The organism is Nostoc sp. CmiVER01, from assembly GCF_034531135.2.
In the GTDB taxonomy this organism is placed as follows: Bacteria; Cyanobacteriota; Cyanobacteriia; order Cyanobacteriales; family Nostocaceae; genus Nostoc.
The window spans coordinates 529,917-554,083 of the sequence record NZ_JAVRBU020000001.1 but is presented as its reverse complement, the minus strand read 5'-3'; the positions used below and the strand labels follow the sequence as shown (position 1 = coordinate 554,083).

The 24,167-nt window shown below is 41.6% G+C and carries 21 protein-coding genes and 1 pseudogene; 8 read left to right on the top strand and 14 right to left on the bottom strand.

Annotated features, from left to right (window positions below):
* Positions 1-237 precede the first annotated feature (237 nt).
* Genes RMZ43_RS02185 through RMZ43_RS02175 form a run of 3 tightly spaced genes read left to right on the top strand, consistent with a single transcriptional unit; the run spans position 238 to position 920 of the window.
* A complete protein-coding gene (locus RMZ43_RS02185) occupies positions 238-405 on the top strand; it encodes a hypothetical protein (protein ID WP_322655563.1) in 168 nt (55 codons plus the stop codon).
* Positions 406-407: 2 nt separating this feature from the next.
* Positions 408-653 (top strand): SDR family oxidoreductase, encoded by a 246-nt coding sequence (locus RMZ43_RS02180; protein ID WP_322655562.1) that lies wholly within the window; start codon positions 408-410, stop codon positions 651-653.
* A 60-nt stretch (positions 654-713) separates the two neighbouring features.
* Positions 714-920 (top strand): hypothetical protein, encoded by a 207-nt coding sequence (locus RMZ43_RS02175; protein ID WP_322655561.1) that lies wholly within the window; start codon positions 714-716, stop codon positions 918-920.
* Positions 921-930: 10 nt separating this feature from the next.
* Here the strand turns inward: RMZ43_RS02175 and RMZ43_RS02170 are convergent, their stop codons facing one another.
* From RMZ43_RS02170 to RMZ43_RS02145, 6 genes are all read right to left on the bottom strand, one after another.
* Positions 931-1,341 (bottom strand): hypothetical protein, encoded by a 411-nt coding sequence (locus RMZ43_RS02170; protein ID WP_322655560.1) that lies wholly within the window; start codon positions 1,339-1,341, stop codon positions 931-933.
* An 85-nt stretch (positions 1,342-1,426) separates the two neighbouring features.
* Positions 1,427-2,509 (bottom strand): cyclic nucleotide-binding domain-containing protein, encoded by a 1,083-nt coding sequence (locus tag RMZ43_RS02165; protein ID WP_322655559.1) that lies wholly within the window; start codon positions 2,507-2,509, stop codon positions 1,427-1,429.
* Between the two features lie 3 nt (positions 2,510-2,512).
* Positions 2,513-3,721, bottom strand: a complete 1,209-nt coding sequence (locus RMZ43_RS02160; protein WP_322655558.1) for a DUF7005 family protein — start codon at positions 3,719-3,721, stop codon at positions 2,513-2,515.
* Positions 3,718-4,530, bottom strand: coding sequence for a MinD/ParA family ATP-binding protein (locus tag RMZ43_RS02155; protein ID WP_322655557.1), 813 nt, complete (start codon positions 4,528-4,530; stop codon positions 3,718-3,720). The genes RMZ43_RS02160 and RMZ43_RS02155 overlap by 4 nt, the downstream gene beginning before the upstream one ends.
* A 185-nt stretch (positions 4,531-4,715) precedes the next feature.
* A complete protein-coding gene (locus RMZ43_RS02150; protein WP_322655556.1) occupies positions 4,716-6,284 on the bottom strand; it encodes a cache domain-containing protein in 1,569 nt (522 codons plus the stop codon).
* Positions 6,285-6,524: 240 nt separating this feature from the next.
* A complete protein-coding gene (locus tag RMZ43_RS02145) occupies positions 6,525-6,731 on the bottom strand; it encodes a bacteriocin (protein ID WP_322655555.1) in 207 nt (68 codons plus the stop codon).
* Positions 6,732-7,164: 433 nt separating this feature from the next.
* Between RMZ43_RS02145 and RMZ43_RS02140 the strand changes: the two genes are divergently transcribed.
* Complete coding sequence (locus RMZ43_RS02140; protein WP_322645950.1) at positions 7,165-7,551, top strand: Nif11-like leader peptide family natural product precursor; 387 nt, start codon at positions 7,165-7,167, stop codon at positions 7,549-7,551.
* Between the two features lie 252 nt (positions 7,552-7,803).
* Positions 7,804-8,955 carry a S8 family peptidase gene (locus tag RMZ43_RS02135; RefSeq protein ID WP_322655554.1) on the top strand — a complete coding sequence of 384 codons (1,152 nt, stop codon included), beginning with the start codon at positions 7,804-7,806 and terminating at the stop codon, positions 8,953-8,955.
* A gap of 88 nt (positions 8,956-9,043) precedes the next feature.
* On the opposite strand, the gene RMZ43_RS02130 is transcribed toward RMZ43_RS02135, so the two are convergent.
* From RMZ43_RS02130 to RMZ43_RS02120, 3 genes are all read right to left on the bottom strand, one after another.
* Entirely contained in the window at positions 9,044-9,835 is a 792-nt protein-coding gene (locus RMZ43_RS02130) for a response regulator transcription factor (protein ID WP_322645948.1), read from the bottom strand.
* A 76-nt stretch (positions 9,836-9,911) separates the two neighbouring features.
* The gene (locus RMZ43_RS02125) at positions 9,912-11,330 is read right to left on the bottom strand and encodes a sensor histidine kinase (protein WP_322645947.1); all 1,419 of its coding nucleotides are present in this window, start codon (positions 11,328-11,330) and stop codon (positions 9,912-9,914) included.
* Between the two features lie 708 nt (positions 11,331-12,038).
* Positions 12,039-12,893: a glycosyltransferase family 2 protein gene (locus RMZ43_RS02120; RefSeq protein WP_322645946.1), complete on the bottom strand. Its 855-nt coding sequence runs from the start codon at positions 12,891-12,893 to the stop codon at positions 12,039-12,041.
* Positions 12,894-13,439: 546 nt separating this feature from the next.
* On the opposite strand from RMZ43_RS02120, the gene RMZ43_RS02115 reads away from it, so the two are divergent.
* A complete protein-coding gene (locus RMZ43_RS02115; protein WP_322655553.1) occupies positions 13,440-13,973 on the top strand; it encodes an Hsp20/alpha crystallin family protein in 534 nt (177 codons plus the stop codon).
* A 231-nt stretch (positions 13,974-14,204) separates the two neighbouring features.
* Here the strand turns inward: RMZ43_RS02115 and RMZ43_RS02110 are convergent, their stop codons facing one another.
* On the bottom strand, positions 14,205-14,564 hold the full coding sequence (locus tag RMZ43_RS02110) for a Rieske (2Fe-2S) protein (RefSeq protein ID WP_322645944.1): 360 nt from the start codon (positions 14,562-14,564) through the stop codon (positions 14,205-14,207).
* A gap of 173 nt (positions 14,565-14,737) precedes the next feature.
* Positions 14,738-15,322: a hypothetical protein gene (locus RMZ43_RS02105; RefSeq protein WP_322655552.1), complete on the bottom strand. Its 585-nt coding sequence runs from the start codon at positions 15,320-15,322 to the stop codon at positions 14,738-14,740.
* A 631-nt stretch (positions 15,323-15,953) separates the two neighbouring features.
* Between RMZ43_RS02105 and RMZ43_RS02100 the strand changes: the two genes are divergently transcribed.
* Both RMZ43_RS02100 and sugE read left to right on the top strand, forming a co-directional pair.
* Positions 15,954-17,942 (top strand): S8 family serine peptidase, encoded by a 1,989-nt coding sequence (locus tag RMZ43_RS02100; RefSeq protein ID WP_322655551.1) that lies wholly within the window; start codon positions 15,954-15,956, stop codon positions 17,940-17,942.
* Positions 17,943-18,265: 323 nt separating this feature from the next.
* Entirely contained in the window at positions 18,266-18,586 is a 321-nt protein-coding gene (gene sugE / locus RMZ43_RS02095; RefSeq protein ID WP_322645941.1) for a quaternary ammonium compound efflux SMR transporter SugE, read from the top strand.
* A gap of 82 nt (positions 18,587-18,668) precedes the next feature.
* Here the strand turns inward: sugE and RMZ43_RS02090 are convergent, their stop codons facing one another.
* From RMZ43_RS02090 to RMZ43_RS02080, 3 genes and pseudogenes are all read right to left on the bottom strand, one after another.
* Entirely contained in the window at positions 18,669-20,903 is a 2,235-nt protein-coding gene (locus RMZ43_RS02090; RefSeq protein WP_322655550.1) for a hypothetical protein, read from the bottom strand.
* A gap of 202 nt (positions 20,904-21,105) precedes the next feature.
* Positions 21,106-21,450: pseudogene (locus RMZ43_RS02085) on the bottom strand (BamA/TamA family outer membrane protein); the annotation flags it as partial.
* Between the two features lie 118 nt (positions 21,451-21,568).
* Positions 21,569-23,776 (bottom strand): hypothetical protein, encoded by a 2,208-nt coding sequence (locus tag RMZ43_RS02080; RefSeq protein ID WP_322655549.1) that lies wholly within the window; start codon positions 23,774-23,776, stop codon positions 21,569-21,571.
* Positions 23,777-24,167: the final 391 nt, after the last annotated feature.

Genomic DNA, 24,167 nt, shown 5'->3' with positions numbered 1-24,167 from the left:
TATTAGAATTGTTAGTAAATCATTCAATAAAAATCTTTTTGTGATTAGAAGTGTTACAATTATGGAGTTTTGTACCAGAGGTTCATCCAGATACTAGTATAGTAAATGTACCTATTTCTAGAAAAGCGGACAAAGATAAAATCCGACCCCAATAACCCAGAATTTATCTTGACAGCAAGAGGTAGTGGTTATTTTTTCCCACGAATTGTTTCTTGTTGTCAGGAATAGCAGAAAAATATGACTAAACTCATCTTGATTACAAGCATAAGCAAAGGTCTAAGTTATGCCATGACCGAGGGTTTTATTCAACAAGGACATACTGTTATTGGTTGCGCCCGTTCATCAGATGCGATCACTAAAATACGCCACATAAGTTTAGTGCGCCCAATGATTTCACATCTGTAGACGTGGCAAATGAACAGCTTGTAAAACAATGGGCAGAACACGTACTTCAAAAATATGAACCACCAGATATAGTGATTAATAATGCGGCAATTATTAATTATCCAGCACCTTTATGGGATATCTCATCCGAAGAATTTTCCAATTTAATAGATATCAATATCAAAGGAGTAGTGAATATAATTCGCCATTTTGTACCAGCAATGGTGAAAAACAAACGGGGTATTATTGTTAACTTTAGTTCTGGTTAGGGACGTTCTACTTCAGCCCAAGTTACACCATACTGTGCTTCCAAGTGAGCAATAAAAGGATTGACTCGTTCTTTGGCACAAGAATTGCCGACTGGTATGGCAGCTATACCTCCCAATCCAGGAATTATTTATACAGATATGCTCTCAATTAGCTTTGGAGAAGAAGCTGCTAATTATACACTCGTGTCCGATTGGGTATTGAAAGCTGTGCCATTTATTCTCAAATTAAAACCCAAAGATAACGGAATTCTTTTGACTGTATATTAAAGAGTAAATCTCAATTGCGCTCGTTGCCATTAGGTGTTGACAGTTGAATTATCTCCGAAAAACGTGAATACTTAACTGCATCGGTAGAGGGATAATCCGCCGACACTGCAAGTAACCCAATTTTTATATCCTGGAAATAAATCACACCCCCAATACGCCCTTCAACTTGGAAAGCTCCATGAAATAAATGATACGGAGCTATGTATATCAAGAAAAAGTCAGTAATCTTGATTGCCTTGTCAAACATCTGCTGACAAGTTGTGTGGAGGACAGCATCTAAATATTCATTATAAACAGGTTCACCCAGGTCAGTGAATTCCGGCCAATCCGCAAAATGATCCATATAAAATGACCAAATATCGGACAAGTCTGCAACGTCCGTCAGTTTTTGCTTAAGTTCCTGCAATCGGTCGATTTTCATAGTGTGCATCTTGAGGAGATAGGACAAACAGACACTACTGTTAAAACAGTTATCAATTATATTAGTTATCAGTATCGAAATAAATCTAATTTTTTCTTAAACGGCTTAATATCCAATCAAATTTTGTTCCGGACAGTGCCATGCTATCTAAAATATTAGAATCCAGTTCATCTTCATATTCAACATTCTCATCGAGTGATTGACCTTTGCTATAAACTCGTCTGCCATAACCAAGCCGACTGAACATTCCCTCTAATCGATTTGCAAGCAGAGTAGCAATCACCCGATAAAATCGAGAGGCAAAACCTATATCCTGTTGTAATTTTGCTGCTAATTGTTGTCGAGGAATTGACAATACAAGCGAGTCTCCACTAGCCCTAACAGTGGCAAAAGGCAAACGGGTATCAATGAAAGCTGTTTCTCCGACGATTTCGCCTTTTGATAATCTTGCTATCTCTCTGCTTGTAGTTTCGTCACCCTCTAAAGCCGCAAAGGCGCGAGTTAAAGGATTACGTTCATCCTCAGAAACAGAAACTGTCATTGTTCCATCCAGTAGGATATACAGTGCATCCACAGGTCCTCCCTCACGGATGAGTACTGTGTTAGCGGCAATTTTTTGGCTAGCACCTGTAGCAATCATCCAATCGATGTCACTATCATGCAATTGTTCCAAAATAAACAGCATATCTCTGAGCGTATTGCTCTTAACAAGTTTGCTATGACCAAGTTGAGTGATTCTGTTTGCTAGTAGAATAGCGATCGCTCGATAAAATCGAGATGCAAAACCAATATCCTGCTGCAATTTTGCGGTCAATTGCTGCCGAGAAATCGATATTACCAATGAATTTTCAGCTGCTTCAACAGTGGTAACAGCTGCGCGGACATTAATAAACGGGATTTCTCCTACTATCTCACCACTTGAAACCCGTGCAATCTCTCGTCCTAATGTTTCGCTATCCTCCATTGCTGCAAAAGCTCGATCTAGAGGATTGTTTGTAGCTTGCGAAACAGTAATTGTGAATGTTCCATCCAGTATGATGTGTAGGGTATCCAGGGTTTTTCCTTGCTGCACAAGGATAGTGCCAGCAGGTATTTCCTTTTTTTGACCCGTAGCGATCATCCAATTGATGTCGCTATTACTCAACTCTTTAAGTAGAACTTCTGTCATAACTCATATAAATTTAAGTTCAGTTTTTGGATGCTTTGCTTGCTTGTTTGTGAGAGTTGTCAGCCATTGGTCTAGAATTTTTTGGATATAGGAGTGCGCCTGAGAGTCAGCCAATTCTTCTAATGTCAAATAAGTTAAAGCTATTAACATAATCGGTTGACTATTAAGAGTTCTTAACTTGCCTCCATGTTCAGCATCAAAGCGTTCCAAATTCTCAGCAGCAGACTTCACCAATGCTTGCAGAATCTTAAATGCGCCCTCTGAAAGCGGTGGTTGACCCCGGTAATTTTGCAATCTGCCCCCTTCTCGGTAATCTGGAAATAACTCCAACCCCAAAAAACGCAAAAACCAATCAGCCCGATAGTGTCCGATAGCTGCCACAATACCTCTGTAGTCAGCAATAAGTTCGTCGAGCAGATTGTTTCGCATGGAGCCAAATAAGCGCTGTGTGAAGTAGTGAGTACATTCATGTTCCAGCCGAATATTTAGGGAAATACGCCGCCATTCTGATTGCGAAAGTCCGATGTCGCTAGCTGAAACATTGCTATAGAAACCGTCACTCAAAATCATCAACCGATCTTGATAAAGCTGCTTTTGCGGGATTAGTCGTCGAAATTCTTCTAACCAACTACTTTCTGAGCAGTTATCAAAATTTCTAACTTCCCATTGTTGGCGATACTGGCGAACCCGATCCCAGTTGTTTAAACCAATAATCATGCAGGCTCCCATAGAAGCAGGGACTGGTAGTGGTTCATTCCGCATTGTTAGCGCCTGTACCAAAGAAACAAAATCTTTTCGGTTCCTGGTCAGCAAAACGGGGATGGCTCCAGCCAAGCTTTGATGTATCATCAACTGGAGTTGTTCGGGTTGCTGCAAAATCAAACTAGTCGCCTCAATCATGCTATCCACTGGAATACCCTTACGGGTAGCAAAGCGATATGCCTCTGTTTGACTGATGCCTTTAAGTATGGGGAACTTTAACTGTACCAATTTGGTTGATAAAGCTTGAAAGACTCCTACCTCTTGAGCCAAAGTGGCGTATTCTTCCCAGGCGGCTACATGGGGTTCGGGTGGAAGCGGAAACTTGGCGGGGAGTGTTGAAAAACTGTGATCAAAGGTGTTTTGATTGTAGGCAAGTAATTCTTCTGTCTCCCTTGCAGTAGCACCATAAGAGGCAAGTACATTAGCACGAAGTTGGTGTTGATTGCTCAAAAGCGATTGCCTCCCACTAATGCCTTCTTTAACTCAACTTGATCCATGATCTGCCGAGCAATTTCTTGCACCGTCTGGCTAAAAGGATGGTCAGCGTCACGCAGGCAAAACAAACCACTGCTGGCTAGCTGAATTATCTCTTCTGAAAGAGGCACAATACCAGCCACTGGGGTGTTGTAGATTGTCTCCATTTGCTGCCGGAGAGCGTTGAAATCCATTGCTGGTAGCACCTTATTAATTACCAGCAGCATTTTGTCCACCTTTAATTTTTTCGCCACCTCCACCGTTACCGCAGTACCCTGGAAGTCTTGGCGATCTGGACGCAGGATGACGACTAAGATATCAGAAATAGCGATCGCTAGTAAGGTTTCTTCATTCAAACCAGGGTGAGTATCAATCAACAAATAGTCCAGGTTGAGATAGCGGATTAGATCCTCAAAGCCGTCGTTGAGTTTGCCTACATCATAACCCTCGCGCAAGATACGGGAAATTTCTCCTGCTTTAATACTGGAAGGAATTAGGTAGAGGCTGCCGTTTGCTCTAGATGTCTCCCCTTCCATATTTAAAGTATTACTGACATCGTAGGCAGCATCTTTGATCGCGCACCGTCCCCACAAGTAATCATTGAGGGAGCGGTTCATCTTTTCCTCGTCTAGACCAAAAATAATATGAATCCCTGGTGATTGAATATCGGTGTCAATGATACCTACACGTTTTCCAAGACGTGCAATAGTAGCTGCTAAGTTAGCAGTTAAATTTGATTTTCCCGTACCACCACGAAACGAATGAATAGATATAATTTTGGACATAATGCCATACCCTAGCTATGTGAATTTGATATAGTTGCAATACTTTTCGGTTAAGGGGGAAAGGGGAAAGGGAAAGGGTTTGAATTTACCTTTCCCCTTTGCCCTTTAACCTTTCCCCAGACCAAAAGAGAGATTATTGGGTTTATCCGAAAAGTATTGGATATAGTTGCTATTTGGGGATTTCTTCAATCAGCTACTTTTACAACGCGACCTTTAAGATTTTGTGCTTTTTGGTGTAACTGTTGGAAATAGTCGATTTCTGTCTCATCATCTTTGCTTGTTCGCGCTTTGATTTTTTGGGCTTTTTGTTGGAGTTGCTGGAAGTAATCAGTCTGTGTGATATCAGCTACCTGACGTACCTTTTTCGCTTCGTCGATTTCAACGTTTAATTCCATCACCTGCTGTTTCAACTTCTGCTCTCGCGCCTTCACTTCTTGGGCCATTTGCAGGAAAACACGCACTAGTTGACCAATATCATCATTCGCGTCAGACACTTTAGCTAGCTGATGAGTCTCAAAATCATCCTGCTCTACCAGTGATTGTGCTGCTTTTGTTAGGGCACGAATCGGTTTGGCGATACTTTGCGCTAAAATCAAGGCGATGATTGTTGCGATCGCTCCTACTGCCAGTAAGCTGTAGCTATTCTGCCAAATGAGTTCATTCAAGGGAGCATCAAATTGTGCGTGAGCTTTGTTCACCCCTAACACCCAAGGTTGCTCTTGTAAGGGAGCAAAGCCGATCATCTGGCGTGTCTGCTCAATTGGGGAATGATAGCTGGTGTGACTTGTCTGTTTAGCTCCAACAATCGCATCTGCTAACTCTGGAATTTCCAAGCTTTTGATTTGCTTGACGCCATAAAGCCTATCGGTTTCGCCCTGCTGTTGTTTGTTAGCTGGCAAGCGGACTAGACTATGATAAAGCAGCGATTTATCAGGATGGCTAATGATTACGCCACGCTCGTCAACCAAGAAGGCATAACTTTGAGAGCCAGCCTGCAACGCATTTACAATCGCCCAGATGTCTTCTCCCTTAATTTTTAAGACCGCCACACCGACAATCTTGTCGCTCTCAGACCGTATAGGATTGGAGAAATAGATGCCTGGCCGTCCACTTGTTGTACCAACTATAATGCTGGAAACGTAAGGGCGTCCCTGAATGCTAAAGCGGAAGTATTCACGGAAGGCATAGTTTTGAGCAATGAATGTGGGGTCGGTAGCAGCAAGACAGCGCCCCTTTGTATCTATAATGTAGACAACATCATAGTCGGGGTTAGAGCTAAAGACATTATTTAGCGTTCGTTGCATCGAAGAACGAAAGGCTGTTTGCTTCTGAGGATTAGTAGCAGACAGAAAACCCACTACATCCTTATCAGTACTGACTTGGACTGCAACACGCTGGATATCGATAATTAACTGGTCGAGGCGACTAGCGTTACTGGTGGCTAAGAGTTCCAGTTTGCGATATTCGCTGTCCTCTGCACTCTTAAGGCTTTCTTGGAGGTTGTGATAGGTGGTGAAGCTCATCGGTATAAGAGCAACACAGAGAAGTGCTACCGAGAGTTTCGTTCTGATAGACCAGGCAGAGGGTTTAAATAGGGACTGCTTCGCCTTAACAAGAACCTTTAAAAAGGCTTGCCGATTTTGCCAACCAGAACCCGATAGGATAGAAAACCGAGCATCCAAAACATTGTCGATTCCTTGGTTGGGAAGTGATTCTTTCTCTGAAGCAGCAGAATTACTTGTTGTTTTGCTCATATTACACCTCTTGCTAGGGCGTAAGTAGATTTGGGTTCATCCTGCCAGCTATCTGACCACTGGATGCGATCGCTTCATTCAATAGAAGAGAAGCTTGAATTACCAATTACCATTAACTCGACTTGAGTTTGGTAAAAAAATTCCTCAAAATCAAGATGCCTGAAAGTTGTTTTGCTTTATTTGACAATCAGGTTTTTAAAGATTCAACCATTGAGTTTTAAAACATTTAATTAAATTCCTTTAGAAATGTTTATCAAGGTTTTCCCCAATATCAGAAACTAAGTCTTTGCCCTCTTTGTAAACGTCAGTAACAAAGTCCTTAGCAGCGTCTACTACTTTGCCTAATTCTATACCACCAGAAACTGAAGTAAGCTCTTCATCAGATAACTCATTAGATTGCTGTTGGGCATCAATTTTATTTTTATGATTAATTAAATTGTTCATCATGGTATATTTTCCCTTTGGATTTTTTATTTTACTGTATCGAAATACTATCGGTGACTAAAGTTAATTATTTGCATTTTTCATTAAATTCATCAACTTTTTATTTGAGCGAACTGAAGGTTAGATTAATATCTAATAGATTAAGATATCTAAAAGCTAAATTTAATACATAATATTTATGTAAGACTAACAATTTTTTTTACCTTGATATCAAAAAAATTATTAGTTCCATCAAAAGATAGTGTATGGTAATTACCTTCAAAACTCAGTTAGTCTTTTTACAGGTTCAGCACTTCTAACTTGATTGCTAAAGCATAAAAAGATGAAATGTCTGAGCAAAGTTTGCTGAGAATCACGAACAGTGATCAAAATGCAACTTAGAGTTAACAACTCAATCTGTAACCAAACTGAATGTTATTTACTGAAGGAGAAAGATATGTCTATCCAAGATGCTAAGGCGTTTTTTAATGCAATGATTACGGATGATAATTTACGAAGCCAACTTAAAAGCCCTAAAACTAATGAGGAACGTGCTGTAGCTATAAGAGCGGCAGGATATAATTTCACTCCAGAAGAATCTCAGCAGTTGCTCAATCAAATTACTGAAGCAGCTGCTATTGGTAGCAGTCTAAGCGATGCCGAGTTAGAAGCAGTTTCTGGAGGAGTAGCAGGAGCAGCAGGAGGGCCAGTAGGTGCTGGTCTCGGTGCTCTTGGAGGTGCCATTGTTGGAGCAGGAACTGCGTTAGTCGATGGCGATTCTGGAGGGGATTTAGCTAAGAAGGCAGGGATTGGAGCTGTCGGTGGTGCCCAAGGCCCAGCATAGCTCCATCAGTCTAGGTAGTAGTTCTACTCTGGTAGACTTCTAAATAATAACCAAAGCTAAAGAGCAGCTAAGTATACTTGTTTAGCTGCTCTTTATTCTCAATGTAACTTTTGGAAGTAAAAGTTTTTTTCAATGAATCTAAAAAAAAATATTGCCTTCAGATCAGGAAAGTTTAGCAATTTTAGACAGATTGTACAAACCTTTCCGAGAGATTTGAAACTCCTGCAAACAATCGTTACGTCAGGGATGATTGTGACAACTGCTGCACTTGGGAGCTTTGTTGCCAAGGTACAGGCGGCTACCTTTACCCTACCAATTGAAGCAGCAGCCAAAGCTACAGGGGTTGATGTTTTGCGCGATCGCTACGGTCTAGATGGCACTGGAATCACTATCGGCGTACTATCAGATAGCTTCGCCACAGCAAAGACCTTCGATACCTCTAACAACCAGGATACTTATGCTACAAATATAGCCGATGGCTACTTACCATCTAATGTTAACGTGCTAAATGACTATGCTAAACCTGGTACCACGGATGAGGGTCGCGCTTTATTACAGATCATCCATGCTGTGGCTCCAGGGGCTAACTTAGCGTTTCACACAAGCTTGAGCAACACGGATAGCTTTGGTCAAGGCATTCAGGCTCTAGCAGCTGCCGGTGCAGATATAATTGTGGATGATTGGGGCTATTTTTACCCTCCGATCACTCCTCCTGATGCACCTTTAAACCTACTAGATTTGGAGCCTCCAGACGGGCCAATTAACCAGGCAATTAACACAGTAGTTAACCGGGGGATTTCTTACTTCACTAGTGCCGATAATAATTATCTTCCCCCCGATAGCCGAGTGCCTGGTATTCCAATATATGGGCATCCAAATAACCCTAATACGCTGACCGTTGGAGCAGTGTACTACGGGAACGCAAAATCCTACTCAAGTAAAACGTTCGATGTTGTTGTAAAGCAGGGTCAGCTAGAACCATTTTCTTCAGAAGGCAACCCGGATTCTTTCAAGCCGGATGTTGTGGCTCCGGATGGGCTAGCAATTTCCTTCAATTTAGGTGGAAGTTCTCCTCTTAATGCCAACCCCGACTTCTACACCTTTTTAGGTACCTCGGCATCGGCTCCTTTCACAGCCGCAGTTGCAGCACTGTTACTAGAGGGCGATCCAAGCGCAACACCTACTGAAATCTATGATGCTCTAAGAGATACGGCTGACAGCCCTTCATTAGGCTTCGACTCCAGACTTGGCTTCGGACTGATCCAGGCAGACAAGGCTATTGTCGCACTGGGTGTGGAACCCAAATCAGTCCCCGAACCTTCTGCAACTTTAAGCTTGCTAGGTGTCGGTGTTTTAATTGTTGCTTTGCGCCTGAAACTCCTTAGCAAAAGTTCAAGATTGTAGTGAACCCAGTCAGTAGTGGGGCTTCAAAGCCTTTAGTTTGAGCAACAAACGGGTTTTCTGATTACTGAGGCGCTAGTTCAGCTTTTAACTACTGGATTTGCTGCGCCTTTCGCCAAGCTTTAGGGGTAGTCCCGTGATACTGGCGAAACTGACGAAAGAAATGACCCTCATTCTGATAGCCCACAACCTCAGCAATCTGATTTGCGGATTGGTTAGTTTCTAAAAGTAAGGTACGCACTGCTGCCATCCGGCGCTCGACAATCCAATGATTCACTGGTTTTCCTGTCTGGCGTCGTACTAAATCGGTTAAGTAAGCTGCGGAGTAACCTACTGCTTGGGCTACGTCACACAGGGTAATGGATTGATAATAATTGGCTTCGATAAAGTCGAAAACCTCTTTAAGTTGAGGACAAGTAGGCAAGAGTGATTGGGAATTTGCTAATGTGTCTGCATCAGTACTTTGGAGTTCTGGAACTGGTGGGGACTGAGCAACATAGCACTGGCGCATGGTTGCTTGTTTTTCTAATCGGGTAGCGATCGCTTCCAACAATTCTTCTACTGTCGAGGGTTTGGTAAGATAATCGTCTGCTCCCAAATTCATCCCTTGACGAACCTCAGTTTTTGTAGATTTGGCACTGAGAAAAATGAAGGGAATTGTTGCTGTTAAAGGGTTTTGGCGCAATGTATTCAGGACACCATAACCATCTAGTTCTGGCATCAGAATGTCGCAAAGCACTAAATCAGGCAAGTGTTCTTGTGCTTGCTGAATACCAACAAGACCATTTTCCGCAGCGATCGCTTCAAACCCTTCTGCTTCTAAACTGTCTAAAAATATATCTCGGCTTTCTTGCTCATCTTCAATCACTAGAATTTTAGTCATAGTGTCCTCTTGATGTTAAGCGTCAGATGAATTATCAATTTTCATAGACTTTCTGGCTGTCCTGTTGCAGAGATTGTCACTGCACCGGTAGGGCAATTGTGAATGTAGTACCTATCCCAACCTCGCTGGCAACTGAAATTTGACCACCATGCAGGTCTACAAGCTTTTTGACAAGTGCTAATCCCAATCCATTACCGGGGATATTACCGACATTCGTACCGCGATGAAATGGCTTAAATAGTCGTTGTTGATCTCCTACAGAAATGCCAATTCCTCGATCTTTAATCTGGAAAATCACTTCTTCATCCTGGCGAGAAACTATTAAATCAATCGTGCTACCACTTGGAGAATACTTGACTGCATTTGAGAGTAAATTCCTGAGAATAGGCTGTAACAATTTTTGATCTGCACAGACTGTACAATCACGTTGGCTAATTAAGGTGACTACGTTGTGAGGGGATTCCGGGGACGCGAATATTGGGAAGTTTTTCTTTTGTCCATTGTTGGAGTAGAAGCTTTTTTTACTCGAAACTTCTCCTTTGGGAGACACAACGGGGGATTCTTTTGGTAGTAGCAAGTCGTGTGGTTCTTCCCGGGAAAAAACTTCAAAAGGGTCTCCCGGCATCAAGCAACTGGCGTTGCTTTCGTTCAAATTCATTTCTGCCAATATGTCAGTACACAATTGGATCGGGTTAAGTGGTTTTGGCTCAAACTTGAGCTTTTCTGTTTCTGGCCTAGCGTTGAGAAAAATTTCATCCATCAATTGGCTGATTTCTTGCACTGCCATTTCCAAGCGTTGCAAGTATTGTAATTTTTTCTCTTCAGTCCACCGATGAAGATGACGTTTCAGTAAACTAGCGGATAGTGAGATGACATTTAACGGAGTGCGAAATTCATGAGAAAGCATAGAGAAAAAGTGCGCTTTGTGTTCAATGAGTAGTTTTTCTTGTTCTAAAGCCGTCTCTACCTGATGGCGCAAAATTTTCTCTCGGTATAATTTCTGGTTAGCATCTCTTAATTCAGCTATAAGCTGTTGCACTTTGCACTCTAATACTTCATTAACCTTTTGTAAAACAATAGACGCCTGCTGACGTTGACTGATATTGTGGATAAAGATACAGCCATATTCGCTAGAGTTGTATTCCAAATAGATAATAGTAATTTCTACGGGAAAGGTCTGCTTTTCTTTAGTTCTATATAAAGATTCAAAATATAGGTAGCCCTGCTCTTTAATAGTTCTCCAATGCTTTGACCAAACTGCTGGCGAAAAGTCTGGTTTGATATCGTGCATAGTCATAGAGAGTAATTCTTCACGAGAACATCTCACCAAATTACACGCTGCATCATTAGCGTAGAGAAACCGCGCATTTGGCTTTACCCAGAAAACTGCATCTTCCATATCAACAATTACGGACTTAGTATGCTGTAACTCTTTTTCTAGTAGCAGTCTGATTGGAAAATTATTTTGCTCTAAAATGCGGTTGCTAATAAACATAGTTCAAGTCACTGCAATTACTGAATAAGCTTTTAAATATGAATTTTCATCACTAAGCTGCTCGAATCAGAATTACCGCTTCCTGCAAATTTATGAAAGCATTTCAATCCTTTAAATCAGACTTTATTTTCTTGAATTCATTGAAAGCGATGGTAGCCTCTATTCTTTTATGGGTGGAGTTTTTTATACTCATAACCTATGTAGTTTCGATACAGCCCCTATTTGTTTCTCTTGTTACTGCAACTTTTTTTACGCGAGTATCGGATTTTGGTTACAAAAGTTTACTTAGCTTTTTGAGCAAAAAACTGACTTTTGCTTAGGATTGCTAATTAGAAGGTTGTTATCCGTGAGAGGTTAAGATAATTTTTTTGTCAATCAGTTAAAATACTCAAAATTATCTTGTTAACAATGATAAGGGAGGGGTAAGGAGGCGAACGTCGCTCGCCTCCTTACCCCTCTATATACAACTCTAATGGAATATAGTCACCAGGACGATACAATAAAAGCTAATAGTAAAGCAATTAGCTTAGTTTATCGTGTTCTCTAAAAATCAGCTTTTGTGCATTTTCTGAAAAACTGGATTATAAACTAGTATTTTTTACCGTGAGCGTAGCTCACGGTAAGCATCCCTCTTTGTTTGGCTGCGTTGTAGCGCCATTACGTGTATTTTCAAAATCAAATAAGAACTCTATATATGGATTGGGATTTTCAGGAATTGATATTAGTTAATCGCTGCTTAATCGATTCAGATAATTGTTCTGGATGCTTAGAGAAATAAAATATTTTTAATAAACTAAAATTAATGTTACGAGCTAACCAAATTTGCCATTGTTCTATTAGTGGTAATGTTTTCATATAATCATTAAACAATTGCCTCATTCGCACTAAGCTCATTCCTTTTGCAGAATCATCAAATGTTTTGGTTCCTGGATAATATCTATAATTACCCCAAGTCTCATTGAAATACTTAACATGAGATGATCTAACCGCTTTCAAAAGGAAATCTACATCCATTGCATAATGTTCTTCTACTTTGTATAGTCCGATTTGCTGATGCAATGATTTGTGATAAAAGTAAGCAGAAGGATTTAACGGAAAAGAAGCATCGATAATTCCATCGTCATTAATTCGTCGTTCTAACAATAAATCAATCGTCCTTAATTGTTTAGCTTTATTAATAAAAGTTAGTTCACCTTCCAAATTACAAACATTACAGTTACCAACAATCAAGCTAGGCTCTGGTAAATTTTTGAAAATTTCACAGACGCGGTTAAGAACGTTTGTTTCATAAAAATCATCAACATTTAAAACACCAATAATTTCTCCTTGTGCCATAGCAATTCCTTTATTGAGAGCATCAGATTGCCCTCGATCCTTTTCGCTAACCCATCGGATATGGGGATATTGATTGGCTTTATTCTTAATAATGTCTATTGTCTTGTCGCTTGAACCTCCATCGACAATGATATGCTCCACTTCTAAACAGTTTTGGTCAATGACAACTTGAATGCAAGATTCTATGAATTTCTCTCCGTTATAAACTGGTGTAATTATACTAATCATTAACAAGCGCCTCTTGTGGATATTCCAAACAAAAAATAATTTAAACGATCAATCTCTAATCATAGAGTTCCCCATTTGCACAAGTTTATAACGTAACTGCCTTTCTGCCTAAGTCCTATACAGTTTATACAATAGCTCTGTCTGCGACAAGAACACGACACTGAAGAAGCTTGTTTTAAACTATACATTGCTTGCCCGCGATTTGTTTGGCATTCACTGCTCATGAATGGAGAAGTCGCTGTTCGTTCTTGTGCATAAGTCAATTGCTACGCCAAGAAGATACTTTGACATCAACTATTCTCTATCTTTCCATCCTTTTTTTGTTTGATACGGTAAATCCAACTTATGCCTGTACGGTTTACCCAACTTTTTTTAGATTTTTCTTTTATTAAATTAGTTTCTAGAGAGATGAAACAAAACAAACAAAGCTTCTCTCTCAAAACGTAGAGGTTCGATAATTGATTAAATATCTGAAATCTCTACATTCCTCTAAAACTAAGTTTGATTACTCAAAAGTCAATTAAAAAGTTAAGGAGAGATTGAGATATGGCACTCATTCGTTGGGAACCATTCCGTGAAATGGAAATTCTACGTCGTCAAATGGATCAACTGTTCTCTGAGCTTACAGCAGCCGAGCGCGGTAACTCTGATATTTCTGCATCATCAAGAACAGCGTGGGTTCCTGCTGTTGAATTATCTGACAATGGTTCAGAGTTCATCTTAAGAGTTGAGATTCCAGGCGTGGACGCTAAAAACCTAGATGTTCAAGTTACTCAAGATGCAGTCTCGATTGCTGGTGAGCATCGTTACGAAAAACATTCCGAATCTAACGCTAAAGTTCATTCTGAATTTCGGTATGGCAGCTTTACTAGAGTAGTTCCTCTACCAAGCAAAGTTCAGAATCAACAAGTTAAGGCAGATATGAAAGATGGCATTTTAATTCTGACTTTACCTAAACTGGAGCAAGAGCAAAACAAGGTATTTAAAGTGAATTTAGGCCATTCTCAAAGTGCTACAGCTTCTATAGAAGCTGGCAATGGTAATACACAACCCAATATTACATCACAACAAAACGTTTAAGCTACTTGAGAAAATGTTCTCTCTGATTCAATAGTTCTTATATCTGTGAAATAGTTGCATTTTGAGAAAAACCCCAGCCAAACTTATCGACTGGGGTTTTTGTCGGTTATACCATTTCAATTCATGATTGCAACACATCCTTGGGTAAAGACGCGATGAATCGCGTCTCTACAAATGATCTATTTGTCGCATTTTTTTGCATTGGTATTAACTCCTAAAAAATAGATAGCGCTATTCCTCTTGAACATCAACCCAGATGCTACCTTCTTCCACACGAATAGGAAATACTGGTAATACTTTTTGTGGCGAAACCATTGAGAGTACTTTACCTACACCAGGTGGCCAAGAACACCAGTCTTTTACCTCACCTGTACGCAGATCAAAAGCACTGCGATGAAAGGTACAAACTATTGCCCCATCTTCAGTGATTTTCCCACTTTTCAACGGTAATTTTAAGTGGGGACAGTTGTTATCTACTGCATAAAGCTGATTTTCGTGGTTCAAAACCAGAATTTTCCGGTTGCCAACTTTCACCACTTGTCGCGTACCTGGTGAAAGTGCTTCGACTGCAAGAACTTTAGTCCAACTCATTAGGTTCTCCTCTCCTAATTAATCTGTTTTCAGTTTCTCGCAATTGTGACCACTGCGATCGCCTTTCAGTACTAGGGAGTCAAAAAGCTTTCATCCCCGCAGTTTTTAGCTCTCTTGTTATCAGCATAGGATTGATATATTAATGAAAAATCTTAGGCTCATTTCTAAAGAAATCAATACCCTAGTCTCAAGCCTCTTTCCATAAGCATCTGAGGTTCGATATTTTCAACTTTAGGTATCGCTTCTAACTGAGGAATCCTAGCGATCGCATCTACAATATTACCTGATTGGGCACGTAACCAAGCCGTATGAGGTGCATAGTCAAGGCTTTCTACTATTTCATAACCGGCTCGATTAATTACCTCGCGTTGCGACTTCACATCAACGCTTTCAGCAAAGCGGATGAAAACCAGTCCGGTTGGTACTGCTAGGGAACCATTTGATTGTAATGTGTAAATTGGACTTAGTGTTCCCTGTTCTGATTGATTGGGTTCACCTGGAAAAACTGCTATTTTACCATCGTTAAGTTGTAAAATTGCTCCTGTTACTATGGTCTTGGGTTGATTGTAATGTATTGCATAATATCCAGGCTTACGAGTGTAAGATATAACATTGCGTAGTCGTAGCCCGGCGTAGGCATCACTGCCAACGCGAATTTGTTCAGGATATTCAGAAAAGTAATCTTTTTGAAATCTCACTTCAGGAATCAGGGGTAAAGAGTACACCTGTAGAAAATACTCTGCCGGGAAATAAAACATTTTTTCAAGTTCTAATGATGTTATAGCGTTTTTCAATGATGTGGAATACAAATCTTCCATCGGAATGCAGAGCTATACGCCTTTATTCATATTGAAGATTCCTAAAACAGCCTGACCAAAGAGGCAGGGGAGCAGAGGAGAAAGATTCGCTCATTTCCCCTGCCATTTGGGTTTCAACCCCCTAAATTTATTTATGCCCAAAGGCAAAAATATTTATTTCGATAGCGCAGCGTTAGCGAGTCAGACGCTCCTACGTCGCTAACGCTACGCTATCGAGCGTCGATGCGTAGCACGAGAAATAATGCGTCCGTTTTCTTGCCTCTAAATTTATTTATGGGGTTCTCCCCCCTGCTCCCTGCCCCCTGCCCCCTTTCCTCTTCATTGACCTTGAATCCCTTTTTTCTGGAAAGACGAATCAAAGGCTTGTATGAACTTAGATAAATTAAATTCTGTTTGAGTTGTATCTTTTTAAACCGTAATACACATATAACATAAGAAATCAGAAGCATCCATAAACTAAACGTAAATCCCAAGCGCACACTGCAAGAACATAACGTATGATGCAGTTTTTCCCATCCAAATGCCTAATTTTTAAGATAGTAATATTTCAAATATCCCAGGAGATAAAATTATGGTTCAAGTTCGCTATGGTGGGCAGAATGGCCAACAATATGAACTTGCTATCAGTGAGGAACACGTTGTAGTGCGTACCGAAAGCCGCAGTGGTCTTGTTGGTGCCAGACCCTTTGAAGTCGCACCAATATCACCCACAGCTCGCAGCATCCTGAATCAATTCGAGTTAACAACACGGTTTCGGCAAGCAGGTGTAGAAATTTTGCGAACGAAAGTTCCGACTGAAGGTGTGGCTTTGCGCGATCGCGCCCGTGATATTCTCAACAATGAGTCTGAAGTCCAATTTGCCGGACGGGTTCTGATCGATCCAGCATCCAGTCAACCGATAATTTACACCGAAAACCTTTTCCTTAAATTCAATAATGAAGAAGAGTTAACTGTCTGCCAAGAGGTCTTAAGACGTTACGGCTTAACAATTAAACGCCAACTGGAATATGCACCAAATGCTTATTTTGTCAATGCTCCTACAAATACTGGTATAGCTATCTTTGACATCGCCGAAAGACTTTTGAATGAAGAATCAGTTGAACTGTGCCATCCTGAACTAGTGCGTGAATCACGTCGACGTCAGGTTTTTCCGCAACAGTGGCACTTAAAGCAAACAACAATTAATGGTAATGTAATTAATGCCCATGCCAACGTTGAGGCAGCTTGGAAATTGAGCAATGGCACTGGGACGATTATTGCAATTATTGACGACGGTGTGGATCTTGAGCATGAAGAGTTCCGTTCCTCTGGAAAAATTGTTGCCCCGCGTGATGTCACACGTAAAACTGACAATCCCAGACCCGGAAACGACGATAACCACGGGACAAGTTGTGCAGGAGTAGCTTGTGGAAACGGCAACTTTGGTGCATCTGGTGTAGCACCCGGTGCAAGGCTGATGCCGATTCGTTTAGCTTCGGCGCTGGGGTCGCAGGATGAAGCTGATGCTTTTGTTTGGGCGGCTCAAAATGGTGCTGATGTAATTTCTTGTAGCTGGGGGCCCGCAGATGGTGTTTGGTATGAGCCAAACGATCCTCTACATAACCAGAAAGTACCTCTGCCTGATTCCACACGCCTTGCTATGGAGTTTGCAATTAGTAAAGGACGTAACGGTAAGGGCTGTGTAATTTTATTTGCAGCTGGTAATGGTAACGAAAGCGTCGATAATGATGGCTACGCCAGCTATCAAAAGGTGATTGCTGTGGCAGCTTGTAACGACTACGGCACGAGAAGCGCTTACAGTGACTTTGGTCAGGCGGTGTGGTGTGCCTTCCCCAGCAATAATGGCGATAGTTCTCAAACCCCTGGAATTTGGACAAGCGATCGCTCTGGTGTAGTTGGCTACAATTCTGGTAATCGGAATTTGGGTGACGTTCCAGGTAACTACACGAATCAATTCGGCGGAACTTCTAGTGCTTGTCCGGGTGCGGCTGGTGTTGCAGCCCTAATTATTGCTAGAAACCCAAATCTGCGTTGGGACGAAGTGCGAGATATTATTAAACGCTCTTGCGATCGCATTGATCAAGCTGGAGGTAAATATGATACTAATGGTCGTAGTCCTTTCTACGGTTACGGTCGAATGAATGCTTTGAAAGCTGTAGAATTGGCCAAGCCACCTGAAACATCACCCATCAGCAGATTTCAGGCAGTGCAAGATGTCCCAATTAACGACTTACAAAAATCAACATTATCGTTGGCGATCACTAGTACTAACCTGATAAAATCTATCAAAGTTAATGTAGACATCGAGCATACTTTTATTGGGGATCTTATAGTTACTCTCCTTCCCCCAGTGCAAACAGGCGTACTTCCTGTAATTCTGCACGATCGCCAGGGCGGAGCTACAGATAATATTAAAACTACTTATCATGAGATAAATACCCTTAAACTTGCTGCTTTAAAAGGTAAAAGTCCCGAAGGAACCTGGACTCTAGAAGTTGCAGATCAGGCTGACGCAGATACAGGAAAGATTCGCAGTTTCACCATTGAAATTGGATTTTAGACCAAGTGTATTGACTTATACCAATTCTTTATGAAGATGCATAGAATTAAAAACGAACCGCCAAGAACGCCAAGAATAGAGGGTTAATCATTTTGTGCAGCTTCACATGAAATTGATATTAAGGATAATTATAGGTTGGATTTTGCGATCGCAAAACCCAACCTTTTTGCGTGAATTTCGTGGCGAGTTGAAATTTAAACGTCTGGAATAGCTTGTCTTGTGTCATGCATTCAGCTTCTGTAATATTTCTTTATATTTAATATAAGAAAAAATCGTTAAGAAGATAAAAGCTTTAATTTCTACAATGTGCAGGAAAATAAACAATGGCGTGGGTATATTTATTGGTTGCAGGGTTGTTAGAGATTGCATGGGCAATTGGTCTGAAATATTCACAAGGCTTTACTAAGCTGGCTTTCAGTATTCCCACAGTTGTTTGTATGATATTGAGTTTTTTCTTTTTATCGATAGCACTACGCACATTACCAGTAGGTACTGCTTACGCCGTTTGGACTGGGATAGGGGCAATGGGTACGGCTTTATTAGGGGTAGTTTTATTTGGTGAACCTGCTTCAGTAAAGCGTTTTATTTGCATTGGCTTAATTTTGGCAGGTGTACTGGGACTCAGGTTAGTATCAAGCCATTAATCCTGCTGGGCAGAAGAAAGGATAAATTTCAGCCATCAAAAAAGCTGACATTTTAAGTCAACTAAAGTTCGTGTTGAACTCGCTAATTTTGCTTTGTCATCTGTAGCTTTAGTTTTAAAGAATCTGTATTAGTCGGCTTCTGAAGCGGTTTTGGCGTATCAACTTGGAGCAAAAACGCACGTTTGACTGATTGACCTTGTTCGGTTTCAGCCGTGAGGACAATTTGAGAAAGACTTGTGGTCGCTTTCAGTGTCCTAGAACCGCTAGCTGGGACATCACCTAAAGGTTCGAGTTTAACCTTAGCACCATCCCCCTGTACCTTCCAGTTGAGAGTCACAACTTGTCCAACTTTTAAGAACATTGAGGGATTCGTTTCTGAACTTTGATTATTGAGCGTAAAGTCAATAATTTGAAGGGGTGTTGCCTTTAACTGGACTTGAATTGCTTTAGAGAGTGGCGATTGTTTTTGACTTCCACTAGACACAGGTTGAAGGCTAATCGTATAGTCGCCTGGTTTAGCTGGAAGCCCTATATCCACGTTGGAACAACTCAATGTTTCGTTGACTGGAGGTTGACATTGCTTTGTTAGTTCTGGAGGAATTTGTTTTTGAAAATCATAAGTCTTGAGGAGCGTTGGTTTATCCTCTTTGAGTTGACTAATAACCTGAAGCTGAACGAGTTGGCTAAAATTTTTGATATTCCAACTAAGAGTTAAGGGTTTCCCTTTTTCGAGTTGAGACTGGCGTGCTGTAATGCTTGCCACCTGAGGCAGTGGCTTAGGTTGAATTACGACATCAAGTTTCTGCTGAATAGGTTTTTCTGCGGATTTTGCCTTAATCTGAAGTTGAAAGGTGTATTTTCCCGCCAGTCGGGCACCTGTATCGACGTTGGTACAAGTTAAATTGCGATCGCGATCGTGAATTTGGCAATAACGGTTCAGTTCTGTCGGTAAGCCTTGACGAAAGTCGTAAACTTGGGGACTGCTCGCAATTTGATCTTTGGTTGCAGAAATTACCAGCTGCTCAAGCCTATCTGAATTCGAGATCGTCCAGTTTAAGCGTACCCTGCCTCCCTCCGTATAACTAGCACTATCCGGTTTGAATTCTGCCAGGATTGGCTCTGGAGTGGGTTTAAAGAACACAAACCAAATCAAAAAGCCGAGTCCCGACAATGCACCAACCCCTGCCAGCAGCAACAGCAGAAATTGCCACCAAGGGCGTGCTTTCCAGACTAATAACCCCATCGGTAACTTTTCTGGCGTCGGTAATGCTTGAATATCTTGAAGATGGATTTGAAACGGTAGCTCTAAGCCATACCCAAAGAAGGGACGTCGCCATTTCTGTATAGGATAAACAGTTAGACTAATTGTTGCTGTTTCCCCAATCAACAAATTGACAGAAGACGGACTGCAAACATAGTTGCACAATTCCGTTTCATCTCGGCTGCTAGCACTTACGGCTAATTCTCGAATTGAATTTCCGTGATTTGTCAGTGTGAGTCGATACTGTCCTGGACTGTGACTGACTTTTCCAAGAATAGTCTCCAGTTCAACACTCAAGTTAAATTTTGGCTTTACCTCTAAATACACCAGATCCAAAAAAACCTGCTCTGGAGCATTATCAGAAGTGAGCTGGAGAGTCGGTGAATAATGACCAGCAGGCATGTTTATTGGATAATGGAACTCAATAATGATTTCGCCTTGACCTCCCGGATTAAGCTCCAAACCATCGGTACTGGAAACGATACCTAACTCACTCAGTTCATTAGAAGGATATTGAATCGTGAACCACGTTTTATCCAAGTCAAGACAATAGAGCCGAAACCGATCCACTCGATTGGAGTGATTGTTCACGATTACTGATAGCTTCTGGTGCTGGTTGGGCTGAACTAGTAAAGGCTGAACGGGACTAGTTGCTGGGCTAAGTGAAAAGGTAAGGTTTTGTGACCGTATAACAGTCTGCTCTTTGACTAGAACTTCAAGACGGCCTGGGTAATGAATCGGAGTCTCTTCTGGATAATGCTCTGGGGCATCTACTACTATCGTGTAGGGATAACTTCCTGGTAGAGCGTCTGAGGGAATCTCAAAGAGCAGGCTGACTTCACAAGCTTGTTGGGAGTCGAGGGCGACCCGCTTTCTTGCAGATGGACACCATGACAGTAGGGTTTGAGTCGTGGGATCGACAAACACATCAATTGTGGCTCCCTGTTCGCCTTGATTAATCAGACTAATGTCAAGGGTAACGCTCTCCCCTGGAAAACCCTCTAGGCGGGTGGGAGGATTCAGTATAACTTTGAGTGGTGTGATAAGATTCAACATCTCTACAGCATCTTCAGTAAAGGACTATGGCGTTGCCCAAATGGAATGGTAGTTACACAAAAAAAGAAAATGTCCAGAATGCAGCTTTATCGAAATTAGAAAAAATGGTTGTCGTTCTGATAAATTCGGCTTCTTTGGTTTGCAGTCAACTTAATATTTATTCTTGCTGTTTAACATTCAGATAGCTCTTTATTGCTTTATTTTAAAAGGGATTATAAAGTAAACTAAAATATAGGCGGTTTTCTTGTAATGTTCTCTCATTTGATGAGTTAACAAATACTAAAGGAACGCCCTAGTCAAGACGAACGGTGAAGCGATCGCTCTGTAACCAACGCAACCCCAGACCAACAGCAGCTAGAGTATTAGGATCGGGATTCTCTCTACCAGAACTATTCCAGTCAACACCAAAATCTACAAACAAGACAACCTGTCATGTGCTATTTATCTGGGGTAAGTGCAGAATTGGTACTTGAACTTCCGCAGAAACAACGCCATTCTCTGTCAGCAGATAATCTTGACGGTATCCCCGAAGGCTATCCTGCCCACCTGTGGACTTAAAGATATACTGCTGAGTAATACAAGTATACTCAGTGATAAGTAGCACATTATAAAATTCTGGGTATATTTATCAATCATGGCACTGGACTATTTTTTGTCAGTAACTTTTATTCATCTGGGTTAAAGCGATAGAGGCGAACTTGTGCATCATCAGAGCCACTGGCAATCCAAACTCCTTGCTCTTTAGGAATCAAGTCTAAGGAAGTAATTCTGCTGGACAGGGTTGCGATCTGCTTCGGTTTTTGAGTCAGATCGGGAGTGAAGTTTGCGGTTAGACGCCAGGCCAGGATCTGACCATCATCACCTGCACTGATGAGCCATCGTTGATCTGGAGTAAATAAAATGCTGCGAACCGATGTTTTTGAAACCTGCCACCTCGCCCGTTGTTCGCAGCTTTGCTGAGGAAGTTGCTCTTTAGGCGACCCTTTTTGCGCTGCTTTCTGACATTTACTTAAGTCCCAAAGAGTAACGTAACCATCAGAATCAGAGGCAGCTAGTATAGGAGTATTGGGCGCAAAGCTGACATCCCAGAAAAAGTCGTTTTCTCCGCGATTTTGAGCATTGTCTGAAAGCTTTAGCTGCCGGGGTTGCGAGTTTGCGACATCCCACAAGACAAGCCGCTTAAACTGTCCGGCGCTCACAAGGATTTTTTCATCTGGACTGAGTGCTAAAGACCAGGCTTGATATGCGAAGTGATCGGGCACCTTCAAAACCTTGGCAGGCTTTGAGTCAAAACGGACATCCCTTGGTCTTTGCCAACTCCGAATAGTTCCGCTTCCATAGCTAGTATATAGCGTCAGAGAATTACGAGTAAAAATCAAGTCCAAAATGCGATCGCTTGTCTGATCTTTGGGATCTTTGAGCGTATAGAGTCCCTTGCCAGTGTTGATATCCCAAACCTGAACGGTTCCATTCTCTAAACCTGCAAAGACCTGATTATTTTTCACCGGAGTTAATGCTAGCGATCGGATTGCTTGCTGAGTAATTGCCAGAAGTCCCTTAGAAGACTTAGGTTGAGCATTGGTGCAGGTTTTGGCTAACGTCCCCTTGCTCAAGCTACCTTGAGCGGTTAGCGTTCCCCAATCTGTCACGCCCCAAGTGCGAATTGAACAATCGTCTGAGACACTCATTACAAGCGGCGATCTGCCACTCGTGCCACTGAGTCGCACGGCATTAACGCCAGCCAAATGAGTGATGGGCGTTGGTCTAAACACAGCAGCTGCAATTGTTAAGAGCAATGCTACTAATAACCATAGAGGTACAATTGGGAAAACCTTTAAAAATAAAATCTGGGTTGCTGGATCGCTACTCCCTAATCTTGGGTCTGATAGCCAAGGCTTGAGTTCAAACTTGAGTTTTCGTGACCAACCAATCCAGGGACGACGGGGAGAGAGGGTTAGGTTTGTAGAAGTTATTTCTCCCAATGCGAGAACGGGTTTTTCTGGACTAACCTCAATTTGGCATCGTTTCGCGTCTTGGCCTCGGACTTCAAGATCGAGCGTTTGCACCAGATTACTATTATTCTTAAACATCAATTGGAAGGTACTGCTACGCGATCGCCAATTCGGGAGCCAGGGTCTTTTAGCTGGGATACATTGCTGCTGAGGCTGGACTTCAAACTGCATGAAGCCAACGGGCAGAACTTCTAAAATTCCTTGCACTTCAACGGTAGAACTCAAATGACTTTTGGCAATTATGACAAAAAGATAATCGCGGCTCGGAACTCGATCTGCTCTAGGGGGCTGACATTGGAAAGTTGCTGTTGTCTCTCCATTTGCTGGAACTTCTATATACTGTTCTGAGCTACCAACTAGCCAGGAAGACTCAAGTTCTGCACATTGCAAGCGCACTTCTGAAGGCTGCGACCCCACATTCTTAACAGTTACGGGAATATCCACGACGTTACGAGGATAAACTTGAAACCGCTTTGCAGGTAGTGCGATCCGCAGTAGATTTAATTCACCACTAGGTTCTAACGTTAATCGCAGAACTAATCGTCGTTCTTCAGAGAGCTGGGGCGAAAAAATCCGCACCGTTAGATTGACGATCCCAACGAAATCAGGGATGGGAGAGTCTAAAATCTCAACTTGAAAATCAGTGCGATCGCCCGGTGATTTAGCTGTAGATACATCTGGAGAAAGATGATACCAGTTACTCTGCTCGCCTGCTCCCGCCGCTTTAATTTCAAGTTGAAACGACGCAAACTGATTGCTGCGGTTGATCACCGAAACACCAAATGAAACTGATGGCCCACCGGGGCGAAAGGCTATATTTTGCTTGGTCAAGCTAGCATCGATAATTGAGCTGGCAAGCATAATAAAGAGATATATGGGTTATTTTAATATTGAATAACAACTTTGATTGGAATAGATCCGACTTCTGTCTAATTCACTCTGGGTCGAATGGCACTAAGAAAAGATGAAATCTTGGCTTAGTGCCAGTTTAATAGAAGCTATTGACAAATCAATATAATTATGCATGTATTTTGGATTGGATTCATAAGTGGCATTTGAGCCAAAACATGAAGATTATGAACAAGGGATTTGCCGTTATCTTAGTGCCATTCCACTCTGGGTCATTTTGTGATTTCTTAGCCTAAATAGCAATAATCATCTTAAAGGCTGCATATTCTGATTTCAGTTATCCCAATGAGTGATACAGAAGCGTAAGCTCGGCTTTGCCTTTAAGTCGTTACTTATGCTTGCT

Coding starts and splice junctions, on each gene's coding strand:
- RMZ43_RS02185 (WP_322655563.1), top strand. CDS start 238: ATGACTAAACTCATCTTGATTACAAGCATAAGCAAAGGTCTAAGTTAT.
- RMZ43_RS02170 (WP_322655560.1), bottom strand. CDS start 1,341: ATGAAAATCGACCGATTGCAGGAACTTAAGCAAAAACTGACGGACGTT.
- RMZ43_RS02165 (WP_322655559.1), bottom strand. CDS start 2,509: ATGACAGAAGTTCTACTTAAAGAGTTGAGTAATAGCGACATCAATTGG.
- RMZ43_RS02155 (WP_322655557.1), bottom strand. CDS start 4,530: ATGTCCAAAATTATATCTATTCATTCGTTTCGTGGTGGTACGGGAAAA.
- RMZ43_RS02150 (WP_322655556.1), bottom strand. CDS start 6,284: ATGAGCAAAACAACAAGTAATTCTGCTGCTTCAGAGAAAGAATCACTT.
- RMZ43_RS02145 (WP_322655555.1), bottom strand. CDS start 6,731: ATGATGAACAATTTAATTAATCATAAAAATAAAATTGATGCCCAACAG.
- RMZ43_RS02140 (WP_322645950.1), top strand. CDS start 7,165: ATGTCTATCCAAGATGCTAAGGCGTTTTTTAATGCAATGATTACGGAT.
- RMZ43_RS02130 (WP_322645948.1), bottom strand. CDS start 9,835: ATGACTAAAATTCTAGTGATTGAAGATGAGCAAGAAAGCCGAGATATA.
- RMZ43_RS02125 (WP_322645947.1), bottom strand. CDS start 11,330: ATGTTTATTAGCAACCGCATTTTAGAGCAAAATAATTTTCCAATCAGA.
- RMZ43_RS02120 (WP_322645946.1), bottom strand. CDS start 12,893: ATGATTAGTATAATTACACCAGTTTATAACGGAGAGAAATTCATAGAA.
- RMZ43_RS02115 (WP_322655553.1), top strand. CDS start 13,440: ATGGCACTCATTCGTTGGGAACCATTCCGTGAAATGGAAATTCTACGT.
- RMZ43_RS02110 (WP_322645944.1), bottom strand. CDS start 14,564: ATGAGTTGGACTAAAGTTCTTGCAGTCGAAGCACTTTCACCAGGTACG.
- RMZ43_RS02105 (WP_322655552.1), bottom strand. CDS start 15,322: ATGTTTTATTTCCCGGCAGAGTATTTTCTACAGGTGTACTCTTTACCC.
- RMZ43_RS02100 (WP_322655551.1), top strand. CDS start 15,954: ATGGTTCAAGTTCGCTATGGTGGGCAGAATGGCCAACAATATGAACTT.
- sugE (WP_322645941.1), top strand. CDS start 18,266: ATGGCGTGGGTATATTTATTGGTTGCAGGGTTGTTAGAGATTGCATGG.
- RMZ43_RS02090 (WP_322655550.1), bottom strand. CDS start 20,903: ATGTTGAATCTTATCACACCACTCAAAGTTATACTGAATCCTCCCACC.
- RMZ43_RS02080 (WP_322655549.1), bottom strand. CDS start 23,776: ATGCTTGCCAGCTCAATTATCGATGCTAGCTTGACCAAGCAAAATATA.